The sequence below is a fragment of the Carboxylicivirga agarovorans genome (genome assembly GCF_050589845.1).
GTDB classification, from domain to species: domain Bacteria; phylum Bacteroidota; class Bacteroidia; order Bacteroidales; family Marinilabiliaceae; genus Carboxylicivirga; species Carboxylicivirga agarovorans.
Genome location: NZ_JBNGPA010000003.1, coordinates 267,363 through 290,994 on the forward strand (window position 1 = coordinate 267,363; position 23,632 = coordinate 290,994).

The window sequence follows — 23,632 nt, forward strand, 5'->3', positions numbered from 1 at the left end:
ATGGTTATATCAGTAAATAAAGAAGTAACCAATGCCGACTTTGAATCGCTTTTAAAAACTACCGTAAAAACATTGGCAGATAACTCTCAAAAAGAAACTGAGAGATATATTAAACTTCTAGGGAACAAACTTGAAGGGGAGGTATTTGATGTAATGAACTCAAGTGCGAGTGGAACCCCATTTGAAGGAACAATCGAATTGATATCAGGACAGAAATTTCCTGATATTATAGCAAATAATTTCTTTGGAGTAGAAGTAAAATCTACAAAGCAAAATCACTGGCGAACTACTGGCAATAGTATCCTTGAGAGTACAAGAGTTGAAGATATTCAAAAAATCTACATGCTCTTTGGAAAGATACATGAGCCCATAGAATTTAAGTGTAGACCATATGAAGAATGTCTATATGATGTTATTGTTACACATTCGCCTAGATATGCTGTAGATATGGATCTTGAAAATGGTGGTACAATATTCGATAGAGTTGATGCTTCATATGATACTATTCGAAAAAGCACTAATCCTGTAAAGTATTTTAAGGACTACTATAGAAGTCGACTTACCGACGGTCAAGAACTATGGTGGCTAGATAACGAAGAATACAAACCGGAGTCTCTTGTTTTTAAGTTATGGAAAACTCTATCCAAAGAAGAGCGTCAAAGACTTAAAATTGAAGGGAGAACTTTCTTCCCAGAAACTTTAAGTAACAAACACAAAATAAAATACGATCGCTTTACCATGTGGCTTTCTGTCAAAAAGAGAATAATATGTCCAAACGTTAGAGATGAATTCAGTGCAGGTGGACAAGAGGATAGACAAATTGGTGCTACTAAACTAGAACGCTTACCGAAAGCTATTTCTAATTTAATTGATGATATTAAACTTGTTTCATCCTTATTCAATTCAACAAGCCTTGAACAATTCAATGAAATATGGAAAAGTAATTTTTTAACTCGAGATGAATTAAAAAACGAATGGTTGGATTGCATGCTAAGTAGCGCAACAACAGTTTATGATTTTGGGACTTTCAACTTTAGGAATTGGCTTAAAGATCAATTAGATTCAGCATAGTCTTTTTACATGCGCATAAAACTAATAATTCGAAATCTTTCGTATTTTCATTTATTAGTTTGAAAGCTCTGTCTATTACTGCATTTGTTGACAGAGCTTTTTTTATAATATCATTCATTTATACTTTTTATGGAAATAACGGTCATATTGACCACCCAATGTCTGATGCTGTAGGAGCATCCTGTAAACATACTAGAGGAAATCACCCCCTATTCTTTTCAACTGAGATAGCACGTGCTACGAGTAAGTCAGGTATTCATTATGGATTAATAAATTTACGTAGTAATGGTGAAACATTGGTAATGGCTCAAATGAAAGAACAACATAATAAACCAGATATCTGGGATAGTTATACTGTACCATGGGAAGGGAAATTCCATCATGAAATTGATGAATATAAAGCCCAAAAATAGGCCTATTAATTCTGAAAATAATATCAGAAAAGAAAATCGCTAAATAGGGGAATCCCCATTTCGCTATCAATTCACTAACACCAAAAATCAAAAAAGCCTGACACTTAACGTATCAGGCTTTTTGTTGGTTACGATTTTGAATCGTACCCAGAGCCGGGATATTAATTATTTTAGTGAGATTTAGTCAACTTTAGTATACTTTAGTCTATCAGTACTTTAGTGCTTTTTTTGTTTGTTTGCTTAAGTCATCTTTAGGTAGTTTTGACAACAATCGCTATCAAAAAACTATCAATTTTATGACGTACAATATCTCGTTTTATATTGCAAAAAACAGAACTGATAAAAAAGGGCATGTGCCAATATACGCTCAAATAACAATCAAATCTAAAAACTATCCGTTTCAGATTGAAAAGATCAAAGAAAGATACTGGAATTACTCAAAGCAGAGAGTTAAAAAGAATCGAGAAAATGAACCATACAACAGACACGAAGAAATCAACTCTTTTCTTGACAGACTTTCTAAAGATTGTTCTCGATTTGAACGATTTAGGATATACAAGAATGCTCCTAATCGCATTGAAGTAAAAAATACCCTTTTCAATATTGATCCGGAAAAAAAATCTTTTGACGTTGCTTATGAGGAATTCTTGATATATACAGAGAAGAATAAAGCTTATAATACTTTAAGAGGAAGAAAAACTGCCAGGAACTTTATAAAAAAATATGCCGATCATTTTTCTGTGGAGTTGCAATATTCTGATATTAACCTTCAGTTTTTTGACAACTTATACGATTTTGCATTTGAAGAATTAGACCTAGAAGACAATGCTTTTGCATCCTATGTAGCCAAGTTTAAGTCCTTCATGAAATGGGCCAAGAAACAAAAGTACCATGGCAATGATGCCTACAAAGAGTTCTCGTTCTCTGAAAAAAACAAGAATGTGATTTGTTTGACACCTGATGAGTTTAAGGCACTTTACAACCTAAAAATAGAGGAAGGCAGGCTTGATAAAGCCAGAGATTTGTATTGTTTCAGTTGCTTAACCGGATTGAGGTATTCTGATATGAAAACTCTTAATAGAGCACACATTAAAGGAGATATTATACAAAAAAACATCAAGAAAACAACTGAATACGATTCGATCCCTTTGCTACCGCAGGCTTTAGAAATATTAAATAAATATAATAATGAAAGCTTCCGCCCTTTACCAATAATCTCAAATCAGAAGCTCAATGATTATATAAAAGAGTGTTGTGAATTAGCTGAAATTAATGCACCTACAGTTAAAATTAGCTATCGAAGAAATAAGATTTCTGAAGCAGTATTTCCCAAACATCAATTAATAACTGTTCACACTGCCAGAAAAACATTTATTACAATCGGCTTTATGATGGGATTAGATGTTAAAATCATAAAATCAATAACTGGGCATAAAAAGGATGCCACATTTGATAAATACTTAAAGATTGCAGATGATTTTAAAAAAGAAAAACTCCTCAATGCTTGGAATAACCTTTAGAAGACTAAATAATCAATATTACTTTTTCTTGATAGGCTTCCCGAATAATTCTGCTGGAGTACAATCATTAAATATGCCATAGAAACCTAATTTTTTATATTGGTCTTCTGGTATGATTATGGAAGCCTTTGTTAGGTCAAATCTATTGTTTTCAAACCAATCCTTAAGTTCAGGGAATACATAACCTTCTTCCGAATCCAAAAATTGAGCAAGATCATCTTCGCTAAAAACTCCAGATTTTTTTAGTAAAGTCCATTTAAATTCAATTAAAGCATTTTTGTCATCTTGGTATCCAGTCGATCCAAATAATGAATTAGATGGCAATGGTTTTATTTTAGGATTACTTGCAAAAGCGCCTAGTAATTGAAAAACAGATAGCCTTATGAAATCAAGGTTTTCCATAAAATTATCAAGGAAATACTCTTTTGCCATAATCCTATCTTCCTCTTGAATTCTAACGTAATCTTCAACACCGAAAAAATCCATATAATTCAATTCAAGCTTTTCTGATATCTGTTTAGCTACTTTAAGTGAAATTTTATCAGTTTCTCCACGTTCAATTTTCCCATATCCAACCTGACTTATCCCTATTTCTTTCGCAACTTCCTCTTGAGTTAACCCCTTCCTAATCCTCTCTTTTTTAATCCTTTGACCTATGTTATTTTTTGGCATTATAACTTTTGTTTTATTTAGAACATTCTAAACAACAGATTGATGTTTAGAAACTTAACTAAAGATAACTAAACTATTTATAAAACAATCTATAATTGCATTGCATTCATGAATTACTAAAAATAAAAAATATGGCAGAAATAATCATTTCATCATCATCTAAGGAGATCACCAAAATCATTCGGAAAGAATTACAAATCCTCTTTAGAGAAAACGGTTTTGATTCACGAGTTCTAAATGACAATAAGGAAAATAGGAAAAACTCGCTTCCAAAAGAAAGAGTCAGCCAATTAGAAGCTTGCAAAATCATAGGCATCTCATTACCTACTCTTTACAAGGAAATTAGGCGAGGCAAGTTCAAACAGTACTCCGTTGGTCGGAACAAGTATTTATTAAGAAGTGAAATAATAGAAGCGCTCAAAAAATAATCAGCGCAACACCTTCTATACAAAAAAAAGGTGGGTCCCCACCCACCAAGAATAATTTAATTAATAACGTACGGCAAAGTTAGTTAAATGTTGAAGCAATTCAAGCATAATAGCATTCAACATGCCTAATAATTTGCCATCAACCAGAAGTTACATGATTAACATCTCCAATTTACCTCCGTTAGAGGCAGTCCACCTAAATAAGAAAAATCGAATTATAGAAGAGGCATATTATTCACAACAACCTGGAAATACTTCCATTTTGACCATTAAACTATGGAAGGTTGGATAAAATTACATCGAAATTTTATGGAACACTGGTTATATAATGGCAATGAACCTTTTACGAAGCGTGAAGCATGGATCCACCTTTTGTTATGTGTGAATCACAAAGACAACGAAGTTCCAATTGGAAATAAAGTATATGTCTGCAAAAGGGGCCAATCAATTAGATCATTAAAGACTTATGCTAAAGATTTTAATTGGACAAAATCAAAGGTTAATCGTTTTTTCGAACTATTGAAAAACCAGAACATGATTGAAATAGAAGGACTCCCCAAAACGACACGTTTAACGATCTGTAATTATGACACTTACCAAGGTCAGCGAAACACAGATGAAACATCAATATTTAAGAATCAAAACACCAACACAACGGACGCGACACCAAACAAGAATGTTAAGAATGCTAAAGAAGAGAAAAAGGTTAATGGCGTCAATTCTCAAAAAAATAAAAATGACGATGAATTATACACAGACTTTTAAACCAAAAAATGTTATAGAATTGATCTATAAGTACGGAAATGATATTGTTCCAGGTTTTTATTTAAACGATATAGATGTAAAGGTATACGATCGTGTCTACAGGTATTTTTTCAAGGATCAGTACTTTGAATCCTTACAGCCAAGTTATAGACTTAACAAGGGACTTTTAGTACTCGGAAACGTAGGAGTTGGAAAAAGTGTAATGCTCCAAGTGTTTTACGATGTACTTAAACACTACAATAGATTATATAGTAACATACCAAAGCTAAAGTATTTTTCCAGCGAACTTGATAAAGCAACGGAACATTTTCAAAGCTTCGAAATTTACAAAGCGAATGATTTAAGTGGCCTATACTCCAAAAGTGGTTACGAAATAATAGAACAACATACTGTCAAGTCTTATATGCGGCAAAATGGCATCAATAATAAGGATTATCCGCTGTCAATATGCTATGATGATTTAGGTGCTGAAGAGCAGTATAGTTCACATTATGGATGCAAGGTTAATGTATTAAAAGAAATACTTCTAAAAAGGTATGATCTCTTTATGGCAAAAAACATGAGGACGATAATAACTACAAATCTAAGTTCAGAACAAATCCAGTCTTATTATGGAGAAAGAGTTCTAAGTAGACTCAGGGAGATGGTCAATGTGGTAAAATACCCTGGTTTTGATCGAAGAAAATAGGATATCCCCTACGCATGATCGTTATCTATTAAATATTTTTCTCCCTTATGCCTTTTGGGGGGAATAAACATCGAACAACTAAAGGCATAAGGGAATAAAAAGAACTGTGAAATTTCGCATTTGATGCCGATTGTTAGGGTTCAAATAAATAGAGGAGCAAGGTATGGAAGTGTATATACACTCTGTCGAGTATACATAAACTCCCCCTTGCCCCTCCGATGGAGTAATTACCAGCCCTTCGGTTGGATATTTTTTTTAAGTTTATTCTATAAGAACTCTAAATAATGAAGAAAAGAAAGTCTGATAAACTGGTTACTTTTTGGGTTACTGAGAAGGAATTGGAACAAATAAATAAGAATGCCGAGGCTGCCGGACTCAATAGATCTAAATATTTAAAAGACATATCCCTAAAGAATAAGATTAAACCTATGATTCCAACAATCGAATTAGATACTTACTATCAAATTGGAAAAATTGGTAATAATATCAATCAAATTGCGAGAGTAATCAATAATGCCCACGCTAACATCTTTCATAAAGAGACTAAGAATTCTCTAATTCATGAATTCGATGACTTAAAGACTATTATGAGAAAACATTTGGATGCTTTAAAAAAACATATAAAATGATTGGGAAAACCAAATGGTGTAGATTTCTATCCTGAAAAGGAAAAGTATAATTAACACTAGAAGCTATCAGGCAAAAATTAGCTTTTTGAGTGGTAAAAATTATAGTATTAGCATAAAATCTACGCCAACTATTGCCATACTATCTTATTGAAAAGGTAGTATGGCTTTAGTGTTTTAAGTACATCAAATGATTAGTAGAGAACTCTGTAGTTTAACTATTTTCAGAAACTCACCCAAGTTCAAATGACAATGGACCTTTAATCAATTTGCAAGTCCGCTAATTAGAGATTTATTCTTCGCCCCACTGTTCCAAATCATCAACGGGCCTTGGTAATCGTCCTTCAAGCCATTTCATCAAAGTTCCTGGTTTAAAGTCTTTATCCTTCGTCTCAATGACCCAAGAAAGAAAATCAAACGGTCCTCCGTTCATATAAGGAGGTGGTGATACAGGATAAAAAACGGTTGGTAACCTTTCATTCAGAGATAGATAATTTATAACGTGTCCAAATTCCTGAACTACATTCCAGGCTAGCTTATGATCAATATTCAAAGAAAACTTAAGCCACCAATGGCCGTCATTATCTCCAAAAGAGATTGGCTTCCTAATAGCTGGAACCTTTTCCAGATAGTCGATGAGTGTTGTAAATGCTCTATGATCCATAATTATGTGAGGTTAAATCAGTTTTTAATACCCAAAAATGCCTTAAAATCATCAACACTTTTTGTATAACCGATCCTTGAAACCTCTTCCTTATTTGTATTTAAAAGAACTAAAAAAGGCTGACCATTAGCATTGAACTCCTTTACTTGCATTTCCTGGTATACATGTCCTTTAATTTTCATTTCCCGGCCAAGCGTTTCCGAATATCTTATTTCACTCTCTTCCAATCTGGACCGATCGTCAACGTATAAACTTATTAATACCAGGTTATCATTGATGTGTTTCGCAATTTCATCATTCATAAACAGGCTATCCTCCATTTTTCTTCCATTCACACATGCAAAGCCTGTGAAGTAAAGTAAAACAGGTCTGTTGGCTTCTTCTGCTTCCCTAATTCCTGCCTGATAGTCCTTATAAATCTTGATTCCATGAAGGTAAAAGAACTCCTTCGTCTTGTCATTTCTCGTTTTTTTGGCTTTGGCTTCTTCTTTTTCCTGCTTCAGACTCTGCACATAACTTCCTAGTAGCTCAATATATGGCAATCCTTCATGCTCAATCACCAATTCATAAATCTCATTGGTTTGTTGTTCATTAAATCCCATCTTAAGGAACAGATTTTTATCATTCGGCCAGTCTGACTGAGAAGCATATCTTTTTTCTAATTGGTTTTTGGCAATTACGACCTCCCTGATTTTTGGATAATCTTCCATTTCCCTGACTTGCATCAATTGCTCAAGAAGTTTCTGATAAGTGATCTTCTCTGTAATGTAATCTTCAGAAGCACTATTGGAATTAGCACTGTTCTTAAGCGCACCGAGAGCCAGCAGTGAGGCATTATTACCGGCCGGGCCACAGAGTATCTGATAATCGATACTGTCAAGGGTGTGGTATATAATTGTTTTTAAATTGCGGTTAAACTCTTCAGGGTCTTCCATAATATGCTGTAGAGACAACTCTTTTTTCAATAGTTGTTTATATTCCTGCTTGTTCTGTCCATAGGCATAGCTGATAAATAAGAAGCTTATAATTGTAAGTAGTATTTTCATATTCATTTGTTGGGTTTTAATCAGACGTACCGGCATCGAAGTAACCTTCACTAATATTAGATTCAATGTAGTTACCACTCTTATTTAAAGGATTAATATCTCCTTTTTTAAATGTCGTATTGTTACTCAATACATTAGTGACAAAATCATACTTGATTTTACTCTTTCCAGACCGATTGTTAGTCCTTGTTATTTTGAAACACTTTAATCCTGCCGACTTATCACTTTGAAAACAGCATGTATTATATTGTTTTCCACTACCACAGTGACAATTGTCTTTACCATTCAAAAGGAGTTTCTTTTCGGAATAATCAGGTTGAACAAAGCTATATAGAACTTCAAACCAGTCTAATAATGGCGATAAGAACTTAAGTACGATCCTATCACCAATAAAGTCTTTATTTGATTTCTTCTTTTTCAGAGCTTAATGTTTCAGAATTATATCATTTTACAATTCTAAAATTATAGAATTATATCATTCTATAATTATGTAATGCAAAAATTCTGTAATTATATAATTATTGAATTCGAGAATTATAAAATTATATTATTCTTGAATGATATAATTCTGTCATTGTATAACTCTATAATGCTAAAGCTTAAATGTGGCTGTTTGCCTGAAATCGTGATGTTCATCCAAATCGACGTAACCTAATTGATTGGTGACTAGTTTGGTACCATTGATATTGGTTTCGGGCATGTTGGCATGATGATGACCATATATCCAATAATCAACATCCCAGTTTTCAATCAAAGATTGCTGTTCAGATACAAAACCGGAATTGATTTTTGAGTTTTTATATTGTTCGGGATTACATAATTGAGTTGGAATATGGTGGGTTACCACAACCTTTTTTGCTGCAATTGAAGCTTCAATTGCTTCCTTCAAAAATGCTAAACTATTCTCATGAAGTTGGTTGAAAATTTTATGGTTCAACTTTTTGCCCCGGTATTTGATTTGTTGAAAATCGCCCATTCCATCTTCGACTTTTAGCGACATAGCTTCCGGAATGTTGGACCATAATACGCTGAAGATAAAATCGCCATCTTCGATAGTTACAACATGATTATTAACAAGAAATACATTCTCCCTTATGCCCTCGTAGATCGGCTTGTCTAATATGCGAAGATCTTTCCCTGAATAAAATTCATGATTACCCGGAACGTAATACACGGCTTTGAAATGCTCAGATACATAGTCAAAAAAAGCATGTTTAAAGTGCTTTTTGCCCCATTTGGTAATATCACCGGCCAAAATCAGAATATCACCAACTGGCTTTATGGGATTCGCTTGCATGAATAAGCTGTTTATAGCAAACTCAAGATGTAAGTCAGAGCAATATTGGACCACCATAAGGGAAAAAATAAATGGTTATCATTCACTTATGCTAAAATAACTAAATGAAGATAAAAGTTGTGTCGGAATTACTATTTTTGAAGTGACATATTAGAATAAAGTAATTGCGTTACTGACGCTTCTCTGTAGAAAAACGACCAATTTATCTTAGCATGAGAAGTCAGGAAGTGAACGCACTCTATATGGGTGTGTTCCTTTCGCTAATTTAGTATGCTGGGTGCTTGGTCGTACCTTCTACAGCTAAATATAGTGGAGGTTCACACCCACCTTGTTTTTGGTGGTCATGAGCCTATAACATTAAAACTAATGTTTATGACCAAGTACCCAGAGGTAGATATACCAAGAAATCCAGTCTTTGCACACCTTTCAGATGCTCAGTTTCGGCAGATGATTGAAGACTATTATTCTCCAGATTTTTTTTCCACACAACAGCTACTCAATAAATATGAGGTGAAGACAGTTGAGCCCAGTATGTTGATGCAATATTTTACTCCTTTACAACATCATGAGTGCATTTGTCCTTCATGTAAAGTTGTTTCATGGATTTGCATTGGTCACGAAACTGATGATCGACAGCCGTTTTGTCCAGTTTGCAGGCAGTCTCTTCGCTCTAGTATTAACTCTTACGCAAAAGAGATGTATTATGACGATCTGCTAATTAACGAAATGATGGAGTCCAAATATTGTATTGAAAAACAGGAGATTTCGTATTTAAATAAACTTCACGTATAAAAAATTAAACAATGACAAAGAGAGCATTAATAACCAGTATATGTCTTCTTTTAGCAATCAATTTATTTGCAAAAAAGGACAAAGTGGCCTATGCGCCGGTTGCAGGTTTTACATCTGAGAATGTGTGGCCAGCAGTAAAAGTTCAACTTGATTTTAATAAAGTTCCTGTTGAATCATGGAGCTTTGCCGACCAAAGGTTAAAATCAACCTGGCAGTACTATTCCTCAGGTATTTCAAAGAAACGATGTAAGTGGATATTCACTTATAGCGACAATTTGCTGCATGTTGAAATGGTAGATATACAGACAAAAATTGGTGATGAGCCATGGAAAGCTTATGGAACGTCTCAATCAAAATCTGAGCGCACGATGCACGCCTACATGGCTATGGGCGTGGCAAGTGTGAAAGAGAATAAAGACAACTTCAACAAGACAATCGATGATTTCTACACAAGTCTGGAAACACACAGTTTCTTTTATCAGAATGCGACAGAATTAGCGGGTAAACGTTGGTTTGAACGCTATTTAAAAGATAAAGAAATCAATTGGGATTTAGTGTTTGCAAATATTGATGAAAGTTCAACAAGGAAGCAATACAAAGAAACCTTAGTTTATGTAGTCGAAGGCCAATCAAAAAACTTCTCTTTCGATAACTCGAATTTCTTTGTGACAAAATACACCGATTCGGATGCTAATATTTTTACTTCTAAAGGTTCATTAGTTGAAGTAAAAGGAGTGTGTAAACAGCTCATCAATAAAGACAATGTGTTTTATATTGTACTTGAAGATAAGGGCGTTGCAATAGATAAACCCAACTCGGTTGCTGATGAGCTCCTTAAGCTAAAAGACTTATTGGATCAGGGAATAATCACTCAGGAAGAATTTGATACTCAAAAGAAGAAAATATTGGAAGGGTAGCCTGCCCTCCAACTTTTTTGGTTTTCGGGAGGCAACGGCCTCCCATTTAGTTTTTTATTCAAAACCTGTTGAGCTACTGTCCTCAGAATCGGACATCAAAAAGATTATTGATATTCTGGGCAGAATAGAGCATGGAATCATAAGTTAAAAGCACTTGCTATGAGAAAGAAAAAGCATAAACTCAATGAACTTTTGGAAGGCATTAATGACGAAAACCTTCATAAAGAGATTTATACAGGTGAAGATACTGGACGTGAATGGCCTAAAGATAATGCAGACGTTCCCTCCAAAGAAGAATACGAAAAAGCCGAAAAACGCATGGAGGAAATTATAAAATCAAATCAGGTTGGTAATGATACACCAAATGATGATCCATTGCTTCAGGAATTAATTAAAGTTTCGGATATCGTTCATGCATACGAAGAGGAGCATTACCCCATCCCTGATCTAACTCTAAAGCATAGAGGCTTTACCGGAGCTGTTGATTGGAATGACACAGATGGACTATACTATGGTCAGGTTAAAGGAGTCGAGCCGGATCTAGTATCTTATGAGGGCAAAACATTGGAAGAATTGGAGAAGGACTTCCAAGATGCACTGGATCTTTACCTGGACACCAAGGGTGAACTTAAAGAGTCAAATAAAAAAAACAATCTCGAAGGGTCTGGATTTAGAAGTGAACTTAGGGTTATACTGAATAAAAAAGATTGGAGTTTCAATGAAATATTTGAAGCAATTGATGAATTACACATGAAGTATCTAGCAAATAAATAATGAACTTAACGAAACCGATTCACTAATCTAACCCAAATTTTATTGAATTATAGCACTGTACAACCTAAGCAATATGAGAACACAAAAAGACAGAGACTACGCCAAGAAACGCATGAAGCTTTGGGACGCATTTGATTGGAAATATGCTTCAACAAATGCCCTTAGCAAAAACCATTCACTCAGATGCCGTTGCAAATGGTGCGCAATAGAACGATACAATAAATGGTTTAGAAATAAACGCAACCGTATTGATGCCAGAGAAGCCCTTTCTAATGTGAATGACTTGCGAATTTATGAGGTGAATAGAATGGCTAAGTTGGCATTAGATTAGGCGTACTATCACACAAACACTATTGATCTACAGCATTCTAATATGAAAATATACAATCATCTTAATATGCAATCATACTAGTATGCAAAGATGAAATCATACAATCATCAAAGTATGATAGTATGCAAGTATGAAAAGATGCAAGTATGCAATCATACTAATATGAAAATATGATAGTATACAATCATATTTGTATTCAAACATACTTACTCCTTTTCCGACTGATAATTCAACTGCCAATGGAGTGTATAAAAGGTACAATAAATGGTTTATAAATAAACGCAACCTATTGATGCCAGGGAAGCCCTTCCTAATGTGGTGACTTACGTATTTATGAGGTGAATATGGCAGTAAAAAGAGTGTAGTTCTTTTGATATGCCTTTAGAATAACCACTTGAAAAAACACTTATTTTTTCGTAAATTATTAAATTAAAGAGAATTAATAAAACCATTCTTAGAGAACACTGTTATCAAAAAATAAGATTAATTGATGGAACAATAATTGCTTGTAATTTCGAGAATCAAAGTTTTTTTTTAGATTTATTGAAAATTGTAATACTTTTGCAGCTCATTTTAAACAGCATATATCATTTTAAAGAACTCATCAGAATACTTAAAAAGTCTCTAGTATGTGCTTAGGAACTCGATTAAATAAAGAAAAAGTTGGTAATCTTTTGGTGAAGATTACTTCTGATTTAGGAGTTGTTTATCACACGAAGCTTTTAAAGTTGCTTTTTATCATTGATGAAACATCAATCGAAAAGTATGGATACCCTATTAGCTGGCTCGATTATAAAGTCTGGCAACTGGGTCCTGTTCCTCCTGTTATCTACCAAGATATCAGATTTGATGGCCATGAATATCTTGAGTATATCAATCCTGTTAAAGATGAATTAGGAACAAGAATTGTTGCTGTTAAGGAATTTGATGACATTGATTTCTCAGAAGCAGAATTAAATCTTATAGATGCCGTACTAAAGGAGTTTGGAAGGATGTCGAGCGATGACCTCGTTCAAATCACTCATGAAGAAGGTGGTTTGTGGAAAACAATTGTAGACTCGAAAGGTGGTGAGGAAGTTTTATTTGAAGAAGTCAATACAACACCTTACAGTATCGATTTTAAAACTAAAATCGAGGGCGATGCTGAAAAAACTGAGATTTTCAACAATGCTTTAGAAAATCTTGAATTTTATGCTTCCTTATAAACGGTTTTAATGCTTTCATCTGGAAATATCCTACACATAGATAATTTTGAGTTTAGAGATGGTTCGTCAAAAGACAAATTTCTTATTGTAATATGTAATCGTGGTAATGACTATGTAGTCATTAATCTAACTTCATCTCAGGTATATGTAAACGATAAGGATATTGTTTGCGGCTGTATCCACACAGAAAACAAACACTGTTATCATTTTCCGGCAAAGAAAGTAATTGGAGTAAATGGCTTTGCTTTTCCCAAAAATACATTTGTGTACTTTAGCCAACTCACTCCAATAAAAGCTGAGCTTATATCAAAGAAATACATTGAAACTAACCAGGCTAAACTTGTAGATACATTGGCAGAAGGAGAATACAACGAATTAGTTTATTGCGCCTATAAAGGAGACCAGGTAAATAAAAGGGTTAAGCTTATTCTGGAGGAGTATCTAAAGGATATATATGGCTCAGACCAAGAAGAATAATACATTATTCCTCCAAAATAACTTCGACTGGTATCTCCTCCTCACCCCCATCACCACAAGGAAATACAACAGAATGTAACTGACCAATAAAGCGACTGTCCTGTTCCCATCCCTCCCTTTTTAGGTTTTCCTTATAAAAGAAAGCCTGCACCTCAAGATCACGCATGATACTATTGGCCTTATCATATTTGGAATAGCTTTTAAACCGTTTCTTCAGGTTATTATCTGGTAGGCTCTTTAAGGTCAATGTTTCTTCAATCGTCTTCGATTGTAGACATTCCTCTTCATCCACTGAAGCATGGGATTCCTCAAAACCAACTGAAACAATAGAAAAGGATTGCCCTTTCTTTAATAGCAACTCTTTATCTAGCACATGAGCCATATCAAAAGTCATCTTATCGTTGGAGAAAAGAGCAAATAAACTTTTAATTTCGGGATTGATAACATAGGTGTGCACCCGGTCATATTCATTTCCATTAGAAATATTGACCTTAATATCGAAGGTATCTAATTCTTCCAGGGCAACTTCTTTCGCAAAGTTATACCAACCCGTTTGAGTTAGTTCAAAACCAAATCTGTTGAGGCGAGTTTGATTCCGTTTAGTCAACAAGTTGGCATATTGCTTCTTCTTCTTCATAGAGATCTGTTCTTCTTTTGCAATCTGCTTTAGGTACGTCGCCCTTTCTTTTTCCAGTGCTTTGCGAATCTCTCTTTTCTGATCCTGATAATATTTTGCCAAACGTGCCAGTCGTTTTGGAGTGTTTTTTACGTTCGTTAGTTTCTCTTTGTAGAATTCAAGGAAGACAGGATAATATGCTTCTTGCTGATTGAGGTAAGCTGCAGCCAATGAGTCTGCCTGGTATAAGTTTTTATCCAGGTTGTTGATGTATATCTCAAGCACTTTTTCATCACAGGTCTTAAAGATTTGTTTTAAGCGCCGTTCAAACTCCCGGGTACTTATATAGGTATTAGCAAACATGCGGGATTTTAAGGCTGCGATAGAGGCTGGATCGATGCCATACATTTGCAGCGCAGCAACTTCTTCGACAGCTTCAGATACTGTTATATCTTCCTGTGGGAAGGATAGCCAACCAGCGTGCTCAATCTTCACCTTGGGTAGTGGCTTAATGGCAAAACTATAGTACAGGCTATCAAGGATTTCTTTTGACAAGCTTTTGTAGTTGCGAAAAGGCAAATTGAATTCCGCAGTTTCAACAAAACCTTCAGGATAAAAGTCGAGATGATCAAAGTCAAAGGGGATAAGGTATTTTGATTTATTATTACCATGTTCCCAGTCGATCTGCATTTTATCTTCTTCTCCTTTGAAAAGTTGCCATTTACTTGATTGGTCAGGGGCAGGCAGTTCGATATAGATGGGATTATCCGGATCAACCTCCAATTGTGTTGAGCCCTTGTGTGCTTCTATGAAAAAGACTTGCTTACAGTGAAGAACCTGTCCCGGGTTTGAAGTATTGATTCCGTTTGCTAGCAGGTCTGAAAGATCGTTGATACTTCTGTAGTTTATTGTGACCGAATCATCCACTACATGACCATCATTATCAATGAACGCATGTTTCGGGATTAAAAGAACGGCACCTGTTGAGTCTATCAAAATATTATCCTGATTGGGATGTATTGTATAGCTTTTGGTGCTTAATCCGGAATGTAAAATATAATGCTCTTCTGTATTGGCGGTCACATAGTAGACTAAATAGCTAGCAAGTGCAATTATTAGAATGTAGGCTGGTATTTTAAAATGTTTCATAGCCAGAAAGAATTATTATACTATGAATGTAAGTATATTTTTTAGAAACAATTAGAATGTTGAGAGTAGTTGTTGTCATTGACCACCAGGTTAATTGCTTAATGCTTTGGCATTATTAAAGAATTAAACACTGCTAGTGTGCATGTAAAGTGCATTTTATTTTTTATACCCTTCACTGAATTAGTTAAATATCAATACTCAAAGACTAACGTTCATCGCTAAAATATGTTACGTTTTTAACTTTTTGCTATTAACTAATGATGGGATAAATCGACTATCTAAGTTAATTTGTCATAATTATTTGACAGTAAAAATATCTCGAGAGCCATATTTCAGTATCTTAAAGGCTTGAATAATTAATTTACTCGTCTTATGGGACTGAGAAGGCGAAGCTGTGGGTTGAAAAATATATAGTATATAAGAAATAGTAATACGATATATCGCCGACTGGCTATATGTAATATATAAAGCTTAACGTCGTATATCGACTTGTTGGTAAACATTACCACATACCGTAAAATATAATATACAGAACAAAAAATGAACTTTGAATCATATAAAATTGACTGGAGAAATCATTTTTGTATTAATGATAAAGTTATTCTCTATGACCTACAGGAAATGGAATTACAGGAAATTCCAACTGAAACGAAATACTTTTTAGCTACTTATGGACTTCCAAAAAATGAGGGCTCTTTTTATTTGAATTTTGATAACGTCAACTATGAAATGAGTACCTTCAATAGACTTCCTTTAATCTGTGACATGTTCAATCTTGAAATAGAAGACTTATCAAGCATGGAAGAAGATTACTTTACTAATTACAATATTGGTAGTGCTGGTTCTGGTTATCCAATTACAATAAATAAAAAGGGAGAAGTACGGATTATTGCATTAGACTCCACTCTGTCAGGACAGTACGAATGGACATTTATAAATTCCTCAATTACTCAAATGGCAATTTTTTTTATTGAATTTGAAAAGTTTACCATTTATCAGAAAGAGAAGTCTTCTGCTAGTTCGTTCTCAGAAATTAAAGTAAAACAAGAGGATTTAATCTCGTTTGTAGAGAAAATAAAAACAATTGACTCTGTTGCTACAAATAAAGGTTCGTTTTGGCATAGCTTTATTGAAGAATTTGAAGAAATGGTTCATAAATAACGTTTACCAACACGCTAGTATAAAGCATATGGCGTTCGTTATTTTGGGAAGTAGAGTGAGTTTTTTGAACAGCGCCAAATCTTTGATTTGGCTTTAAAATGAAAATGTAAAAACAAATAAAAGATTTGGCTCAGTGGGGTTTTGGAAGGTTCGGTTCATTAAATCGCCATACGCTTCATCTAGCCAAACGTTAGCCACCATTCCAAATAACTAAAGCTTTGTCAGAATTAATATGAAAACCTTTATAGACCCAACTGAACAGTTTGTTATTAAAATACCAGATGATTGGCATTTTACTGCTGATTATCACGACGGAGTTGTCAGAAAACAACCTTACGGATTCGAACCATACGAGAATAGGAATGCTGCATTTCAAATAAGCTTTATAGATAACAATGCAGATAGAAAGATTAATATTTCAGAACAACCTAAAGGAAAAGTTGATTTAGATTTTATCGAAACAGAAGCAGATGGTATAAAAAGCTGGCTCACAATTATTGAAGGAGGAAAAGTTTTACTAATTACATACGTTTATGATTTAGAGACAAATAAACAGCAAATAGAGTTGGAAATTGCAAAAGCCAGTGAGTCAGTAAAATCCTTATTAGTCTTTAATGATTATTCTAAGCATAAAATTTTGCCTAGAATTAGATGGGAAAAATTCATGCTTTCCCATGCAGCTTCAATTGATTTGGTAAATCGAGCTTATGAAAATGGCTCAGCAATTGAGTTAGTTATTCTATTAGCAAATCAAATAGACTCTGTCTTAAGACAATCGATTATCCTCAAGAAGCAATTAGATGAAAAGTCCGATTTTATAGATATAAATTTAATTTATCAGAAAGACTCCGATCGACCAATAATGGAAAAAACCATTTATAAAATGGCACTAGATCAAGGAGTACTTACAAAGAAAACATATGATGATTTAGTGGAACTTTATGGGATTAGAAATAAAGCAGTTCATCGATATATCATTTCTGATTTAAGAACGGACGATATTTTTCAACTTTCTTGGTCTTACACCTTGATATTTGAAAACTTAAGTAAGAATCTAATTTCATTAGAACATAGGCAATTCAATGAACAAATAGGGATATACAAAGGAGACATCCATCCAGGTGAAGAAGTTACTGATGAAATGACCAAATTTTTAATTGCTAAGATTAAGGATAAACACGGTAATAGAAAACTAAACGAAGGTATTTCTCTAAAAAAACAGAATAACGGTGGCTAATAAATCGCAATAGTGCATAAGGGATTCAGCTCAATTTGGAAGGTTTGCGACACTATGCAGCCAAACGTTAGGGCTAATTGCTCCTATAAACCTATGGGATTAATTTATGAACAGTTAATCAATATCTTTTAGTTTTAATTTTTTTGCTAACGTGCAAATATTCATGTAAGCATAAAGCTTTATGTTAGTTAGGATTTAATAGAAACATCTATGAGCAATAAAATAGCACTTTGTATAGGTATCTCAGATTATGATTTTGTTTCACCACTAAAAAATCCAGTTAATGACGCAACTGATGTTAGCGATAAATTGACTGCAATTGGATATGATGTTACTCTTTTAATAAATGTGTCACGAATTGAGTTACTGAGGCAAATTGATAATTATAACCAAAAAGAATCATCTTCTGATGTTTCGGTGATTTATTATGCAGGACATGGTGTTCAGTATAATGGTATTAACTATATAATGCCTAAAGATGCTAATCCACAGAATGAACGTGAACTAGATTACTTTTGCATTGGGTTTGATAGATTGGTTTCTCAAGAGGAAGTAAATGATTATAAGACAAATATTCTAATATTTGATGCATGCCGAAATAACCCATTTGACAGAGCTTGGAGTAGAAATACTGATTTTCTTGGATTTTCACCAATTTTAGCTCCTTCAGGGACATTAATTGCTTTTTCTACATCGCCAGGAAAAACAGCTTCAGATGGAGAAGGAAGGAATGGATTGTATACAGAATCGTTACTAACTGAATTAACAAAACCAGATTTGTCAATAATACAAATATTTCAAAATGTAAGACAGAAAGTATTATTCAATTCTAACCACAATCAATTACCATGGGAGTCTACTTCATTATTAGGAGATTTCTTTTTCAATCCAAAATCGTTTAATCCATCTGATTCAAAGGTTATTGCGGTAAGGAAAAGTGTAAGTAAAATTAAAGAATCACTTTTTTTACATGACAAAAAAGAAGTAGATATAGATGATGAATCGTCAGAAGGAGGAACTATAATTGGATATTACAAAGACGGAGTAATTATAAAAGTTGAAAAAATACTATTCTTTGAAATGGGGAGGTATTTTGAAGATGTATTCTTTGAAGAAGGTATACCAATTTATTATAGAATTTCAAGTCATAGATATAATGTACCATTTCATATTACCCCCGAGGTTGCAAAAGAAATAAATTCAGATTTTTTTAGCGAGGAGAAAACTAAAATCAAGATACAGGAATATTTCTTTCATGACAACTTACTTATTGGAGTGAATAAAATTGAAGAAAAAGAAGTAATTGATATTGATAATACTTTAAATGGGGAAGTATTAAAGAGTATTAATGAACTTATCAAACAATGCGATAACTAGCCCTAACACGCTGCCATAGCGCCATGCAGCGAGACCGCTGGGTGCAAGCCAATCACAATACGTAGTATAATATGAATGGATTAGATAAGAAAGTAAATTCAAATAGAAGGTTAGCTAAAAGATTTCATACTCTGAATCGAATCAATTTTTGCTCATTCAAATTAAGGCATATAACGAAGATTTCCTCCTTAAGAAAAGTTCCTTTTGACCTTCATACTCTAGAAGTAACAGACTCCAATTATATTTATAGGGCGTGCATAAACGAAACAGAAGAACCATTCAAATCAATAAATAGAATCAAATATAATCCGAATCCACAATATATTTCAAGAGCAAATGTGTTTGGGCAAGGCATAGCATACTATGCGTGTGCGCCAGACATCTCAATAATCGAAGGGTGTCAAGATTCATTGAGAAATTCTGACAAACGGAAATTTACAATGACCTTAAGTAAATGGAAAATAAGAAAAAGGCTTTCTGTTCAAATCGTCTGTAACTCTAAGAAATCCCAACAAGGAGGAACTGATTTGCACTTATTTTGCAATGGAACTAAAAGAAAGAGACTTAGGAACATGAAAAGAAAAGATTATAGAACATATTTTCTAAAGACTAGGTTGCTTGCTGACCAATATGCAAAAACGAATATTAAATGTGATGAAGATTACTATATCTCAGCATTACATTCAAAATCAGTACTGAACCCCCATAAAAACATTGACGGAATAATATATCCAAGTGTAGGATACCTATATACGGGATTTAATTATGCATTTCCTCCTCGACTTTTTGACAATAATTATTTTGAATTAGAAGAGGTGTCAAACATATACGTGGAATTTGATAAGACAAATTATAAGAAATATCCTTATTGGGGAATTCTTGAAACAACATCTAATTTCGAGAATGATAGGATATTATGGTAATAAGGCCAGTACCCAACAAACCGCAATAGTGTATAAGGCGAATACCGAAGTTTGGAGGTTTAGTAGCTTCGGCAATCAGCGCCAAATTGCTGATTTGGCTTTTAAAATGAAAACTTAAAACAAATACAACGCTTTGGCCCTGCTCAGTTTGGAAAGATTGTAAGGTTAATTTCCCTCACGTCGCCATGCTGCGGGACCATTAGCTGCAAGCAAAAACTACTTAAATGAAAATATCGAACATTAAGATTAAGAACTTCAAGACTTTTGATAATGATGGAGTAGAGTTAACTTCTAGTAGCTTGACTGCTTTAGTAGGCGAGAATAGTGTTGGTAAATCCAATGTATTAGAAGCACTTGATGTTTTTTTTAATTTTTCAAAAAGCAAGATTTCTATAAAAAGCTTTCACCATAATGATTACTTAAACAATATAGTGATTGAGCTAAAGTTTATTGAGTTATCTCAAAATGAAAAAAAAATATTTAAATCGCATCTCGATGAGCACCAAGAGTTGACCATAAAACAGATTATCAGTTCGGTTCCCAAAGAGGAAGACATAGAATTAAAAGATGCTAGTTTAGAAGAACTAGATTTCGTTGAATCTAAACACGGCACAAAAATTCAACCAACAGAAGAATATGATTGGGCTGTTCTTAATGAAAAAGTTCCAACAAAGAAAAATCTTCAAAGGTGGTGGAAATCAGACCTAATTGTTGGTGGAATTGATTTTAAGACTTTTTTTGACAAAGTTGAACAACCAACTCAAGAAGAATATCAAGAAAAACTTATCAACTTATGGGAGGAGCATGACGATATTATTCCTACAGAATCAATTAGTGGTGATGAAAAAATGCTTGGATGGAAAAGTAAATTAAAAGCAAATTTGCCTAAGTATTTCTATATCCCTGCAATTAAGAATCTTTCTGATGATTTAAAGGTTACAAGTTCATCTCCTCTTGGAGAAATGGTTAAGTGGTTATCCAAAAGTGTTTCAAAGGAAATAAAAGAAGAGTTTAAAACGAAGTCGGAAAAATTAATTAGTGAGTTAATATCAGAAATAGATAAAGGTGCAAATGGTGAATCCAAGATTAAAAGTTTAAATACAGCTCTAAATACCAATATTGGATTTGACATTGGTTGTGAACTTGAATTGCGATTTGGTAGTCCTGGTATCGAAGAAGTTGTTTTTCCTGAGCCAAAAATCTTTGCAAATGATGGTTATGATTCTGAATTAACTCAAAAAGGACATGGAATACAACGGTTAACAATATTCTCTTTGTTAAGAACATATAATACATTTCAGTTTGACGAGACTAAAAAGCAAAGGAATATTATTATCGGTATAGAGGAACCTGAAATCTACTTACATCCACCTGTAAAAAGGTCAACATATAAACTTCTAAGGCAAATATCGGAGACAAACGACCAAGTTTTTTACACAACTCATGATAACTATTTTGTTTCGGTAGAACATTTTGAAGAAATAAAACTTTTTAGGAAGTCTAATGAGAACAGTCCTAAAACCTTTGTATACGGTTTAACAATCGGTCAAATACAGAGTTTTTACAAAAAAAAATATGAAATTGATATTGATAAAGAAAGTTTAAAGGATAGGTTTAATCATATAATTGACGAATCGAAAAATGAAGGCTTCTTTGCTAAAAAAATAATCCTCATTGAAGGTGAGACCGAGAAATATGCTCTTCCGAATTATTTTCAGGCTTTAGGTTTTGATATTGATATGAACCGAATTGCTTTAATTTCTGCAGGTTCAGTAGATAATATTTCATACCTGTATTTACTATTCAATGAATTTCATATCCCTTGTTATGCTATTTTCGATGGAGATAGACCAGATGTTTTTAGCTTAGACTCACTATTTGGTGATAAAAAGCAGGATGCCAAAAGAAAATCTAAAAGAAATAAAGAACTATATTCTCTATTAGGTTTGAAAAGCAGTGATAATCAATACTTTTTTCCAGAAACATGTATTGGTGATAATCATTCTGTATGGAATCAAGACTTTGAATGTGAATTCCATATCCCTCTTGCCAACTATTCTGAACTAAAAAGTCAAGCCAAAAAATTATATGGTAACAATAGTAAGCCTCTGACTGCAAAATATATTTCTGAAAAAGTTTCTGATAACTTAAATGGAGAAGTAAGAATCAAAGTAGAAGGGCTAATTTCCAAAGTAAATGAATTAAAATGGAAAAGTTCAATATTAGAATAAAGCAAAGGGCATAATAACAATGGCTCATAAAGCATTGACTTGCAGTAGGCGCAACACAAGCCAACGCTTCATAGCCTCGTCCCTTGGCGGTAATTAACGGATGCTACTAGACAAATGAGATTATGAAAACATTTACACATCCCGACGGCATATTTGAAATGAAAATACCGCTCGATTGGGTATACAAAAATGAAATAGCTGGATATAAGAACAAGTCTCCATTTAGTTTTGAACTTTTAGAGAATAATTGTGGTGCTTTTCAGATTAGTGTTTACCATAAATCAGAGAAAAAAATTAATCCGACTTTACCAAGGCATGATTATAATACGGATAAATTGAAATTTGTACGGAACCAATTGCCTGACCCAGAATTTCAGATGTTGTTATGGGCGACCGTGGCTGGAGATTATTTCTTTATGGCAAAGTATATTTCTCAACCAAATGAAGAGAATAAGGAGCAGATTAGGAAAGAGTTGACTAAAGTAACCGAATCACTTTCGACTTTAATGTGCTTAAGTGAAGACAGAAGACCTTATGCTATTGGATTTGACAGATACGAAAAGTTTTGTGCTTCACTTGCAGCATCTTTTGATATTAAAACCAAGGCATATAAGAGCTTATGTTTTGTTCAATTTATAATTATCTGTGCAAACCAGATTGATGCATATTTAAGGCTCTGTATCGTACTTAAGTATCAAATAATTGAGAATACCCTACTTTTTAAAGTCGAATATTTACACCAAAAGGAGAATGATAAGCCTATGATGGAAAAGAAAGTATACGATAAGGCGAAAAATATGGGCATTATAAATTCCGAGCAAAATGACTTGTTGTATAAATTATACAATTTGAGAAATAAGGTCGTACATCGCTATATCATAACTGATATTAAAACTATTGAGTTATTGAATCTTGGGCTTGAATATGAGACTTTAAGTGAGGAAATAAGGAGGATACTTTCTGAAATTGAAAAGGAGCAATTTGATAAGAAAGTTGGTTATTTCCAGTCCAGACACCCTGACAAGATGGAAGAATCTAGTATTGTCAATCAATTATATGCAATGGTGAATGAAAAGCACTTTTACTCGGAATATAAAAGAGAAATATATAATAACTACCCCAACAAATCCCATAAAGCTTAGTAGGCAGCAGTGTGGTTTGGTTGGGCATACTCCCGCAGATTGTCTAGTCGTCCTGCGGAAAGACAATCACCGAGACTCTGCTATAGCCTCATACGGCAGGCTGTTACAAA

At 33.7% G+C, this 23,632-nt stretch carries 24 protein-coding genes; 19 read left to right on the forward strand and 5 right to left on the reverse strand.

Going from position 1 to position 23,632, the window contains the following annotated elements:
* The 3 genes from ACRD69_RS05040 to ACRD69_RS05050 all read left to right on the forward strand — a co-directional run bounded on the left by ACRD69_RS05040 (position 1) and on the right by ACRD69_RS05050 (position 3,004).
* A complete protein-coding gene (locus tag ACRD69_RS05040) occupies positions 1-1,071 on the forward strand; it encodes a hypothetical protein (protein ID WP_430813978.1) in 1,071 nt (356 codons plus the stop codon).
* A gap of 59 nt (positions 1,072-1,130) precedes the next feature.
* Positions 1,131-1,484: a hypothetical protein gene (locus tag ACRD69_RS05045; RefSeq protein WP_430813979.1), complete on the forward strand. Its 354-nt coding sequence runs from the start codon at positions 1,131-1,133 to the stop codon at positions 1,482-1,484.
* Positions 1,485-1,780: 296 nt separating this feature from the next.
* Positions 1,781-3,004 carry a site-specific integrase gene (locus ACRD69_RS05050; protein WP_430813980.1) on the forward strand — a complete coding sequence of 408 codons (1,224 nt, stop codon included), beginning with the start codon at positions 1,781-1,783 and terminating at the stop codon, positions 3,002-3,004.
* 18 nt (positions 3,005-3,022) lie between these two features.
* Here the strand turns inward: ACRD69_RS05050 and ACRD69_RS05055 are convergent, their stop codons facing one another.
* On the reverse strand, positions 3,023-3,676 hold the full coding sequence (locus ACRD69_RS05055; protein ID WP_430813981.1) for a helix-turn-helix domain-containing protein: 654 nt from the start codon (positions 3,674-3,676) through the stop codon (positions 3,023-3,025).
* A 131-nt stretch (positions 3,677-3,807) separates the two neighbouring features.
* Between ACRD69_RS05055 and ACRD69_RS05060 the strand changes: the two genes are divergently transcribed.
* The 4 genes from ACRD69_RS05060 (at position 3,808) to ACRD69_RS05075 (ending at position 6,186) form a co-directional block, all read left to right on the forward strand.
* Positions 3,808-4,104, forward strand: a complete 297-nt coding sequence (locus ACRD69_RS05060) for a helix-turn-helix domain-containing protein (RefSeq protein WP_430813982.1) — start codon at positions 3,808-3,810, stop codon at positions 4,102-4,104.
* Between the two features lie 276 nt (positions 4,105-4,380).
* Positions 4,381-4,869 (forward strand): hypothetical protein, encoded by a 489-nt coding sequence (locus ACRD69_RS05065; RefSeq protein ID WP_430813983.1) that lies wholly within the window; start codon positions 4,381-4,383, stop codon positions 4,867-4,869.
* Positions 4,847-5,557, forward strand: coding sequence for a P-loop NTPase family protein (locus ACRD69_RS05070; protein ID WP_430813984.1), 711 nt, complete (start codon positions 4,847-4,849; stop codon positions 5,555-5,557). The genes ACRD69_RS05065 and ACRD69_RS05070 overlap by 23 nt, the downstream gene beginning before the upstream one ends.
* 284 nt (positions 5,558-5,841) lie before the next feature.
* Positions 5,842-6,186 (forward strand): plasmid mobilization protein, encoded by a 345-nt coding sequence (locus ACRD69_RS05075; protein WP_430813985.1) that lies wholly within the window; start codon positions 5,842-5,844, stop codon positions 6,184-6,186.
* Positions 6,187-6,475: 289 nt separating this feature from the next.
* Here ACRD69_RS05075 and ACRD69_RS05080 read toward each other — a convergent pair whose 3' ends face one another.
* The 3 genes from ACRD69_RS05080 to ACRD69_RS05090 form a co-directional block, all read right to left on the reverse strand.
* Positions 6,476-6,847 carry a hypothetical protein gene (locus ACRD69_RS05080; protein WP_430813986.1) on the reverse strand — a complete coding sequence of 124 codons (372 nt, stop codon included), beginning with the start codon at positions 6,845-6,847 and terminating at the stop codon, positions 6,476-6,478.
* Between the two features lie 17 nt (positions 6,848-6,864).
* Positions 6,865-7,893, reverse strand: a complete 1,029-nt coding sequence (locus ACRD69_RS05085) for a thioredoxin fold domain-containing protein (protein WP_430813987.1) — start codon at positions 7,891-7,893, stop codon at positions 6,865-6,867.
* Between the two features lie 592 nt (positions 7,894-8,485).
* Positions 8,486-9,247 carry a metallophosphoesterase gene (locus ACRD69_RS05090; RefSeq protein WP_430813988.1) on the reverse strand — a complete coding sequence of 254 codons (762 nt, stop codon included), beginning with the start codon at positions 9,245-9,247 and terminating at the stop codon, positions 8,486-8,488.
* 315 nt (positions 9,248-9,562) lie between these two features.
* Here ACRD69_RS05090 and ACRD69_RS05095 point away from each other — a divergent pair, with 315 nt between their 5' ends.
* From ACRD69_RS05095 to ACRD69_RS05120, 6 genes are all read left to right on the forward strand, one after another.
* On the forward strand, positions 9,563-9,982 hold the full coding sequence (locus ACRD69_RS05095; protein ID WP_430813989.1) for a hypothetical protein: 420 nt from the start codon (positions 9,563-9,565) through the stop codon (positions 9,980-9,982).
* A gap of 11 nt (positions 9,983-9,993) precedes the next feature.
* Positions 9,994-10,899: an SHOCT domain-containing protein gene (locus tag ACRD69_RS05100; protein WP_430813990.1), complete on the forward strand. Its 906-nt coding sequence runs from the start codon at positions 9,994-9,996 to the stop codon at positions 10,897-10,899.
* A gap of 159 nt (positions 10,900-11,058) precedes the next feature.
* A complete protein-coding gene (locus ACRD69_RS05105) occupies positions 11,059-11,673 on the forward strand; it encodes a hypothetical protein (RefSeq protein WP_430813991.1) in 615 nt (204 codons plus the stop codon).
* Positions 11,674-11,746: 73 nt separating this feature from the next.
* Positions 11,747-12,004 carry a hypothetical protein gene (locus ACRD69_RS05110; RefSeq protein WP_430813992.1) on the forward strand — a complete coding sequence of 86 codons (258 nt, stop codon included), beginning with the start codon at positions 11,747-11,749 and terminating at the stop codon, positions 12,002-12,004.
* Positions 12,005-12,633: 629 nt separating this feature from the next.
* Entirely contained in the window at positions 12,634-13,209 is a 576-nt protein-coding gene (locus tag ACRD69_RS05115) for a Panacea domain-containing protein (protein WP_430813993.1), read from the forward strand.
* A 9-nt stretch (positions 13,210-13,218) separates the two neighbouring features.
* Positions 13,219-13,686 (forward strand): hypothetical protein, encoded by a 468-nt coding sequence (locus ACRD69_RS05120; RefSeq protein WP_430813994.1) that lies wholly within the window; start codon positions 13,219-13,221, stop codon positions 13,684-13,686.
* 4 nt (positions 13,687-13,690) lie between these two features.
* On the opposite strand, the gene ACRD69_RS05125 is transcribed toward ACRD69_RS05120, so the two are convergent.
* Positions 13,691-15,451 carry a hypothetical protein gene (locus tag ACRD69_RS05125; RefSeq protein ID WP_430813995.1) on the reverse strand — a complete coding sequence of 587 codons (1,761 nt, stop codon included), beginning with the start codon at positions 15,449-15,451 and terminating at the stop codon, positions 13,691-13,693.
* Positions 15,452-16,072: 621 nt separating this feature from the next.
* Here ACRD69_RS05125 and ACRD69_RS05130 point away from each other — a divergent pair.
* The 6 genes from ACRD69_RS05130 (at position 16,073) to ACRD69_RS05155 (ending at position 23,522) form a co-directional block, all read left to right on the forward strand.
* Positions 16,073-16,612, forward strand: coding sequence for an SUKH-4 family immunity protein (locus tag ACRD69_RS05130; protein ID WP_489685665.1), 540 nt, complete (start codon positions 16,073-16,075; stop codon positions 16,610-16,612).
* Between the two features lie 232 nt (positions 16,613-16,844).
* Positions 16,845-17,849 carry a hypothetical protein gene (locus tag ACRD69_RS05135; protein WP_430813997.1) on the forward strand — a complete coding sequence of 335 codons (1,005 nt, stop codon included), beginning with the start codon at positions 16,845-16,847 and terminating at the stop codon, positions 17,847-17,849.
* 210 nt (positions 17,850-18,059) lie between these two features.
* Positions 18,060-19,226 carry a caspase family protein gene (locus ACRD69_RS05140; protein ID WP_430813998.1) on the forward strand — a complete coding sequence of 389 codons (1,167 nt, stop codon included), beginning with the start codon at positions 18,060-18,062 and terminating at the stop codon, positions 19,224-19,226.
* A gap of 71 nt (positions 19,227-19,297) precedes the next feature.
* Positions 19,298-20,149 (forward strand): hypothetical protein, encoded by an 852-nt coding sequence (locus tag ACRD69_RS05145; RefSeq protein ID WP_430813999.1) that lies wholly within the window; start codon positions 19,298-19,300, stop codon positions 20,147-20,149.
* Positions 20,150-20,373: 224 nt separating this feature from the next.
* Positions 20,374-22,380, forward strand: coding sequence for an ATP-dependent nuclease (locus tag ACRD69_RS05150; protein WP_430814000.1), 2,007 nt, complete (start codon positions 20,374-20,376; stop codon positions 22,378-22,380).
* A 122-nt stretch (positions 22,381-22,502) separates the two neighbouring features.
* Entirely contained in the window at positions 22,503-23,522 is a 1,020-nt protein-coding gene (locus ACRD69_RS05155; protein WP_430814001.1) for a hypothetical protein, read from the forward strand.
* The last annotated feature ends 110 nt before the right edge of the window (positions 23,523-23,632 follow it).

Excerpts from the sequence above, each read along its gene's own strand:
- ACRD69_RS05085 (WP_430813987.1), bottom strand. The coding sequence starts at position 7,893 with ATGAAAATACTACTTACAATTATAAGCTTCTTATTTATCAGCTATGCC.
- ACRD69_RS05080 (WP_430813986.1), bottom strand. The coding sequence starts at position 6,847 with ATGGATCATAGAGCATTTACAACACTCATCGACTATCTGGAAAAGGTT.
- ACRD69_RS05090 (WP_430813988.1), bottom strand. The coding sequence starts at position 9,247 with ATGGTGGTCCAATATTGCTCTGACTTACATCTTGAGTTTGCTATAAAC.
- ACRD69_RS05060 (WP_430813982.1), top strand. The coding sequence starts at position 3,808 with ATGGCAGAAATAATCATTTCATCATCATCTAAGGAGATCACCAAAATC.
- ACRD69_RS05110 (WP_430813992.1), top strand. The coding sequence starts at position 11,747 with ATGAGAACACAAAAAGACAGAGACTACGCCAAGAAACGCATGAAGCTT.
- ACRD69_RS05145 (WP_430813999.1), top strand. The coding sequence starts at position 19,298 with ATGAATGGATTAGATAAGAAAGTAAATTCAAATAGAAGGTTAGCTAAA.
- ACRD69_RS05135 (WP_430813997.1), top strand. The coding sequence starts at position 16,845 with ATGAAAACCTTTATAGACCCAACTGAACAGTTTGTTATTAAAATACCA.
- ACRD69_RS05095 (WP_430813989.1), top strand. The coding sequence starts at position 9,563 with ATGACCAAGTACCCAGAGGTAGATATACCAAGAAATCCAGTCTTTGCA.
- ACRD69_RS05055 (WP_430813981.1), bottom strand. The coding sequence starts at position 3,676 with ATGCCAAAAAATAACATAGGTCAAAGGATTAAAAAAGAGAGGATTAGG.
- ACRD69_RS05115 (WP_430813993.1), top strand. The coding sequence starts at position 12,634 with ATGTGCTTAGGAACTCGATTAAATAAAGAAAAAGTTGGTAATCTTTTG.
- ACRD69_RS05075 (WP_430813985.1), top strand. The coding sequence starts at position 5,842 with ATGAAGAAAAGAAAGTCTGATAAACTGGTTACTTTTTGGGTTACTGAG.
- ACRD69_RS05065 (WP_430813983.1), top strand. The coding sequence starts at position 4,381 with ATGGAAGGTTGGATAAAATTACATCGAAATTTTATGGAACACTGGTTA.
- ACRD69_RS05120 (WP_430813994.1), top strand. The coding sequence starts at position 13,219 with ATGCTTTCATCTGGAAATATCCTACACATAGATAATTTTGAGTTTAGA.
- ACRD69_RS05155 (WP_430814001.1), top strand. The coding sequence starts at position 22,503 with ATGAAAACATTTACACATCCCGACGGCATATTTGAAATGAAAATACCG.
- ACRD69_RS05150 (WP_430814000.1), top strand. The coding sequence starts at position 20,374 with ATGAAAATATCGAACATTAAGATTAAGAACTTCAAGACTTTTGATAAT.
- ACRD69_RS05105 (WP_430813991.1), top strand. The coding sequence starts at position 11,059 with ATGAGAAAGAAAAAGCATAAACTCAATGAACTTTTGGAAGGCATTAAT.
- ACRD69_RS05130 (WP_489685665.1), top strand. The coding sequence starts at position 16,073 with ATGGAATTACAGGAAATTCCAACTGAAACGAAATACTTTTTAGCTACT.
- ACRD69_RS05140 (WP_430813998.1), top strand. The coding sequence starts at position 18,060 with ATGAGCAATAAAATAGCACTTTGTATAGGTATCTCAGATTATGATTTT.
- ACRD69_RS05040 (WP_430813978.1), top strand. The coding sequence starts at position 1 with ATGGTTATATCAGTAAATAAAGAAGTAACCAATGCCGACTTTGAATCG.
- ACRD69_RS05100 (WP_430813990.1), top strand. The coding sequence starts at position 9,994 with ATGACAAAGAGAGCATTAATAACCAGTATATGTCTTCTTTTAGCAATC.
- ACRD69_RS05125 (WP_430813995.1), bottom strand. The coding sequence starts at position 15,451 with ATGAAACATTTTAAAATACCAGCCTACATTCTAATAATTGCACTTGCT.
- ACRD69_RS05070 (WP_430813984.1), top strand. The coding sequence starts at position 4,847 with ATGAATTATACACAGACTTTTAAACCAAAAAATGTTATAGAATTGATC.
- ACRD69_RS05050 (WP_430813980.1), top strand. The coding sequence starts at position 1,781 with ATGACGTACAATATCTCGTTTTATATTGCAAAAAACAGAACTGATAAA.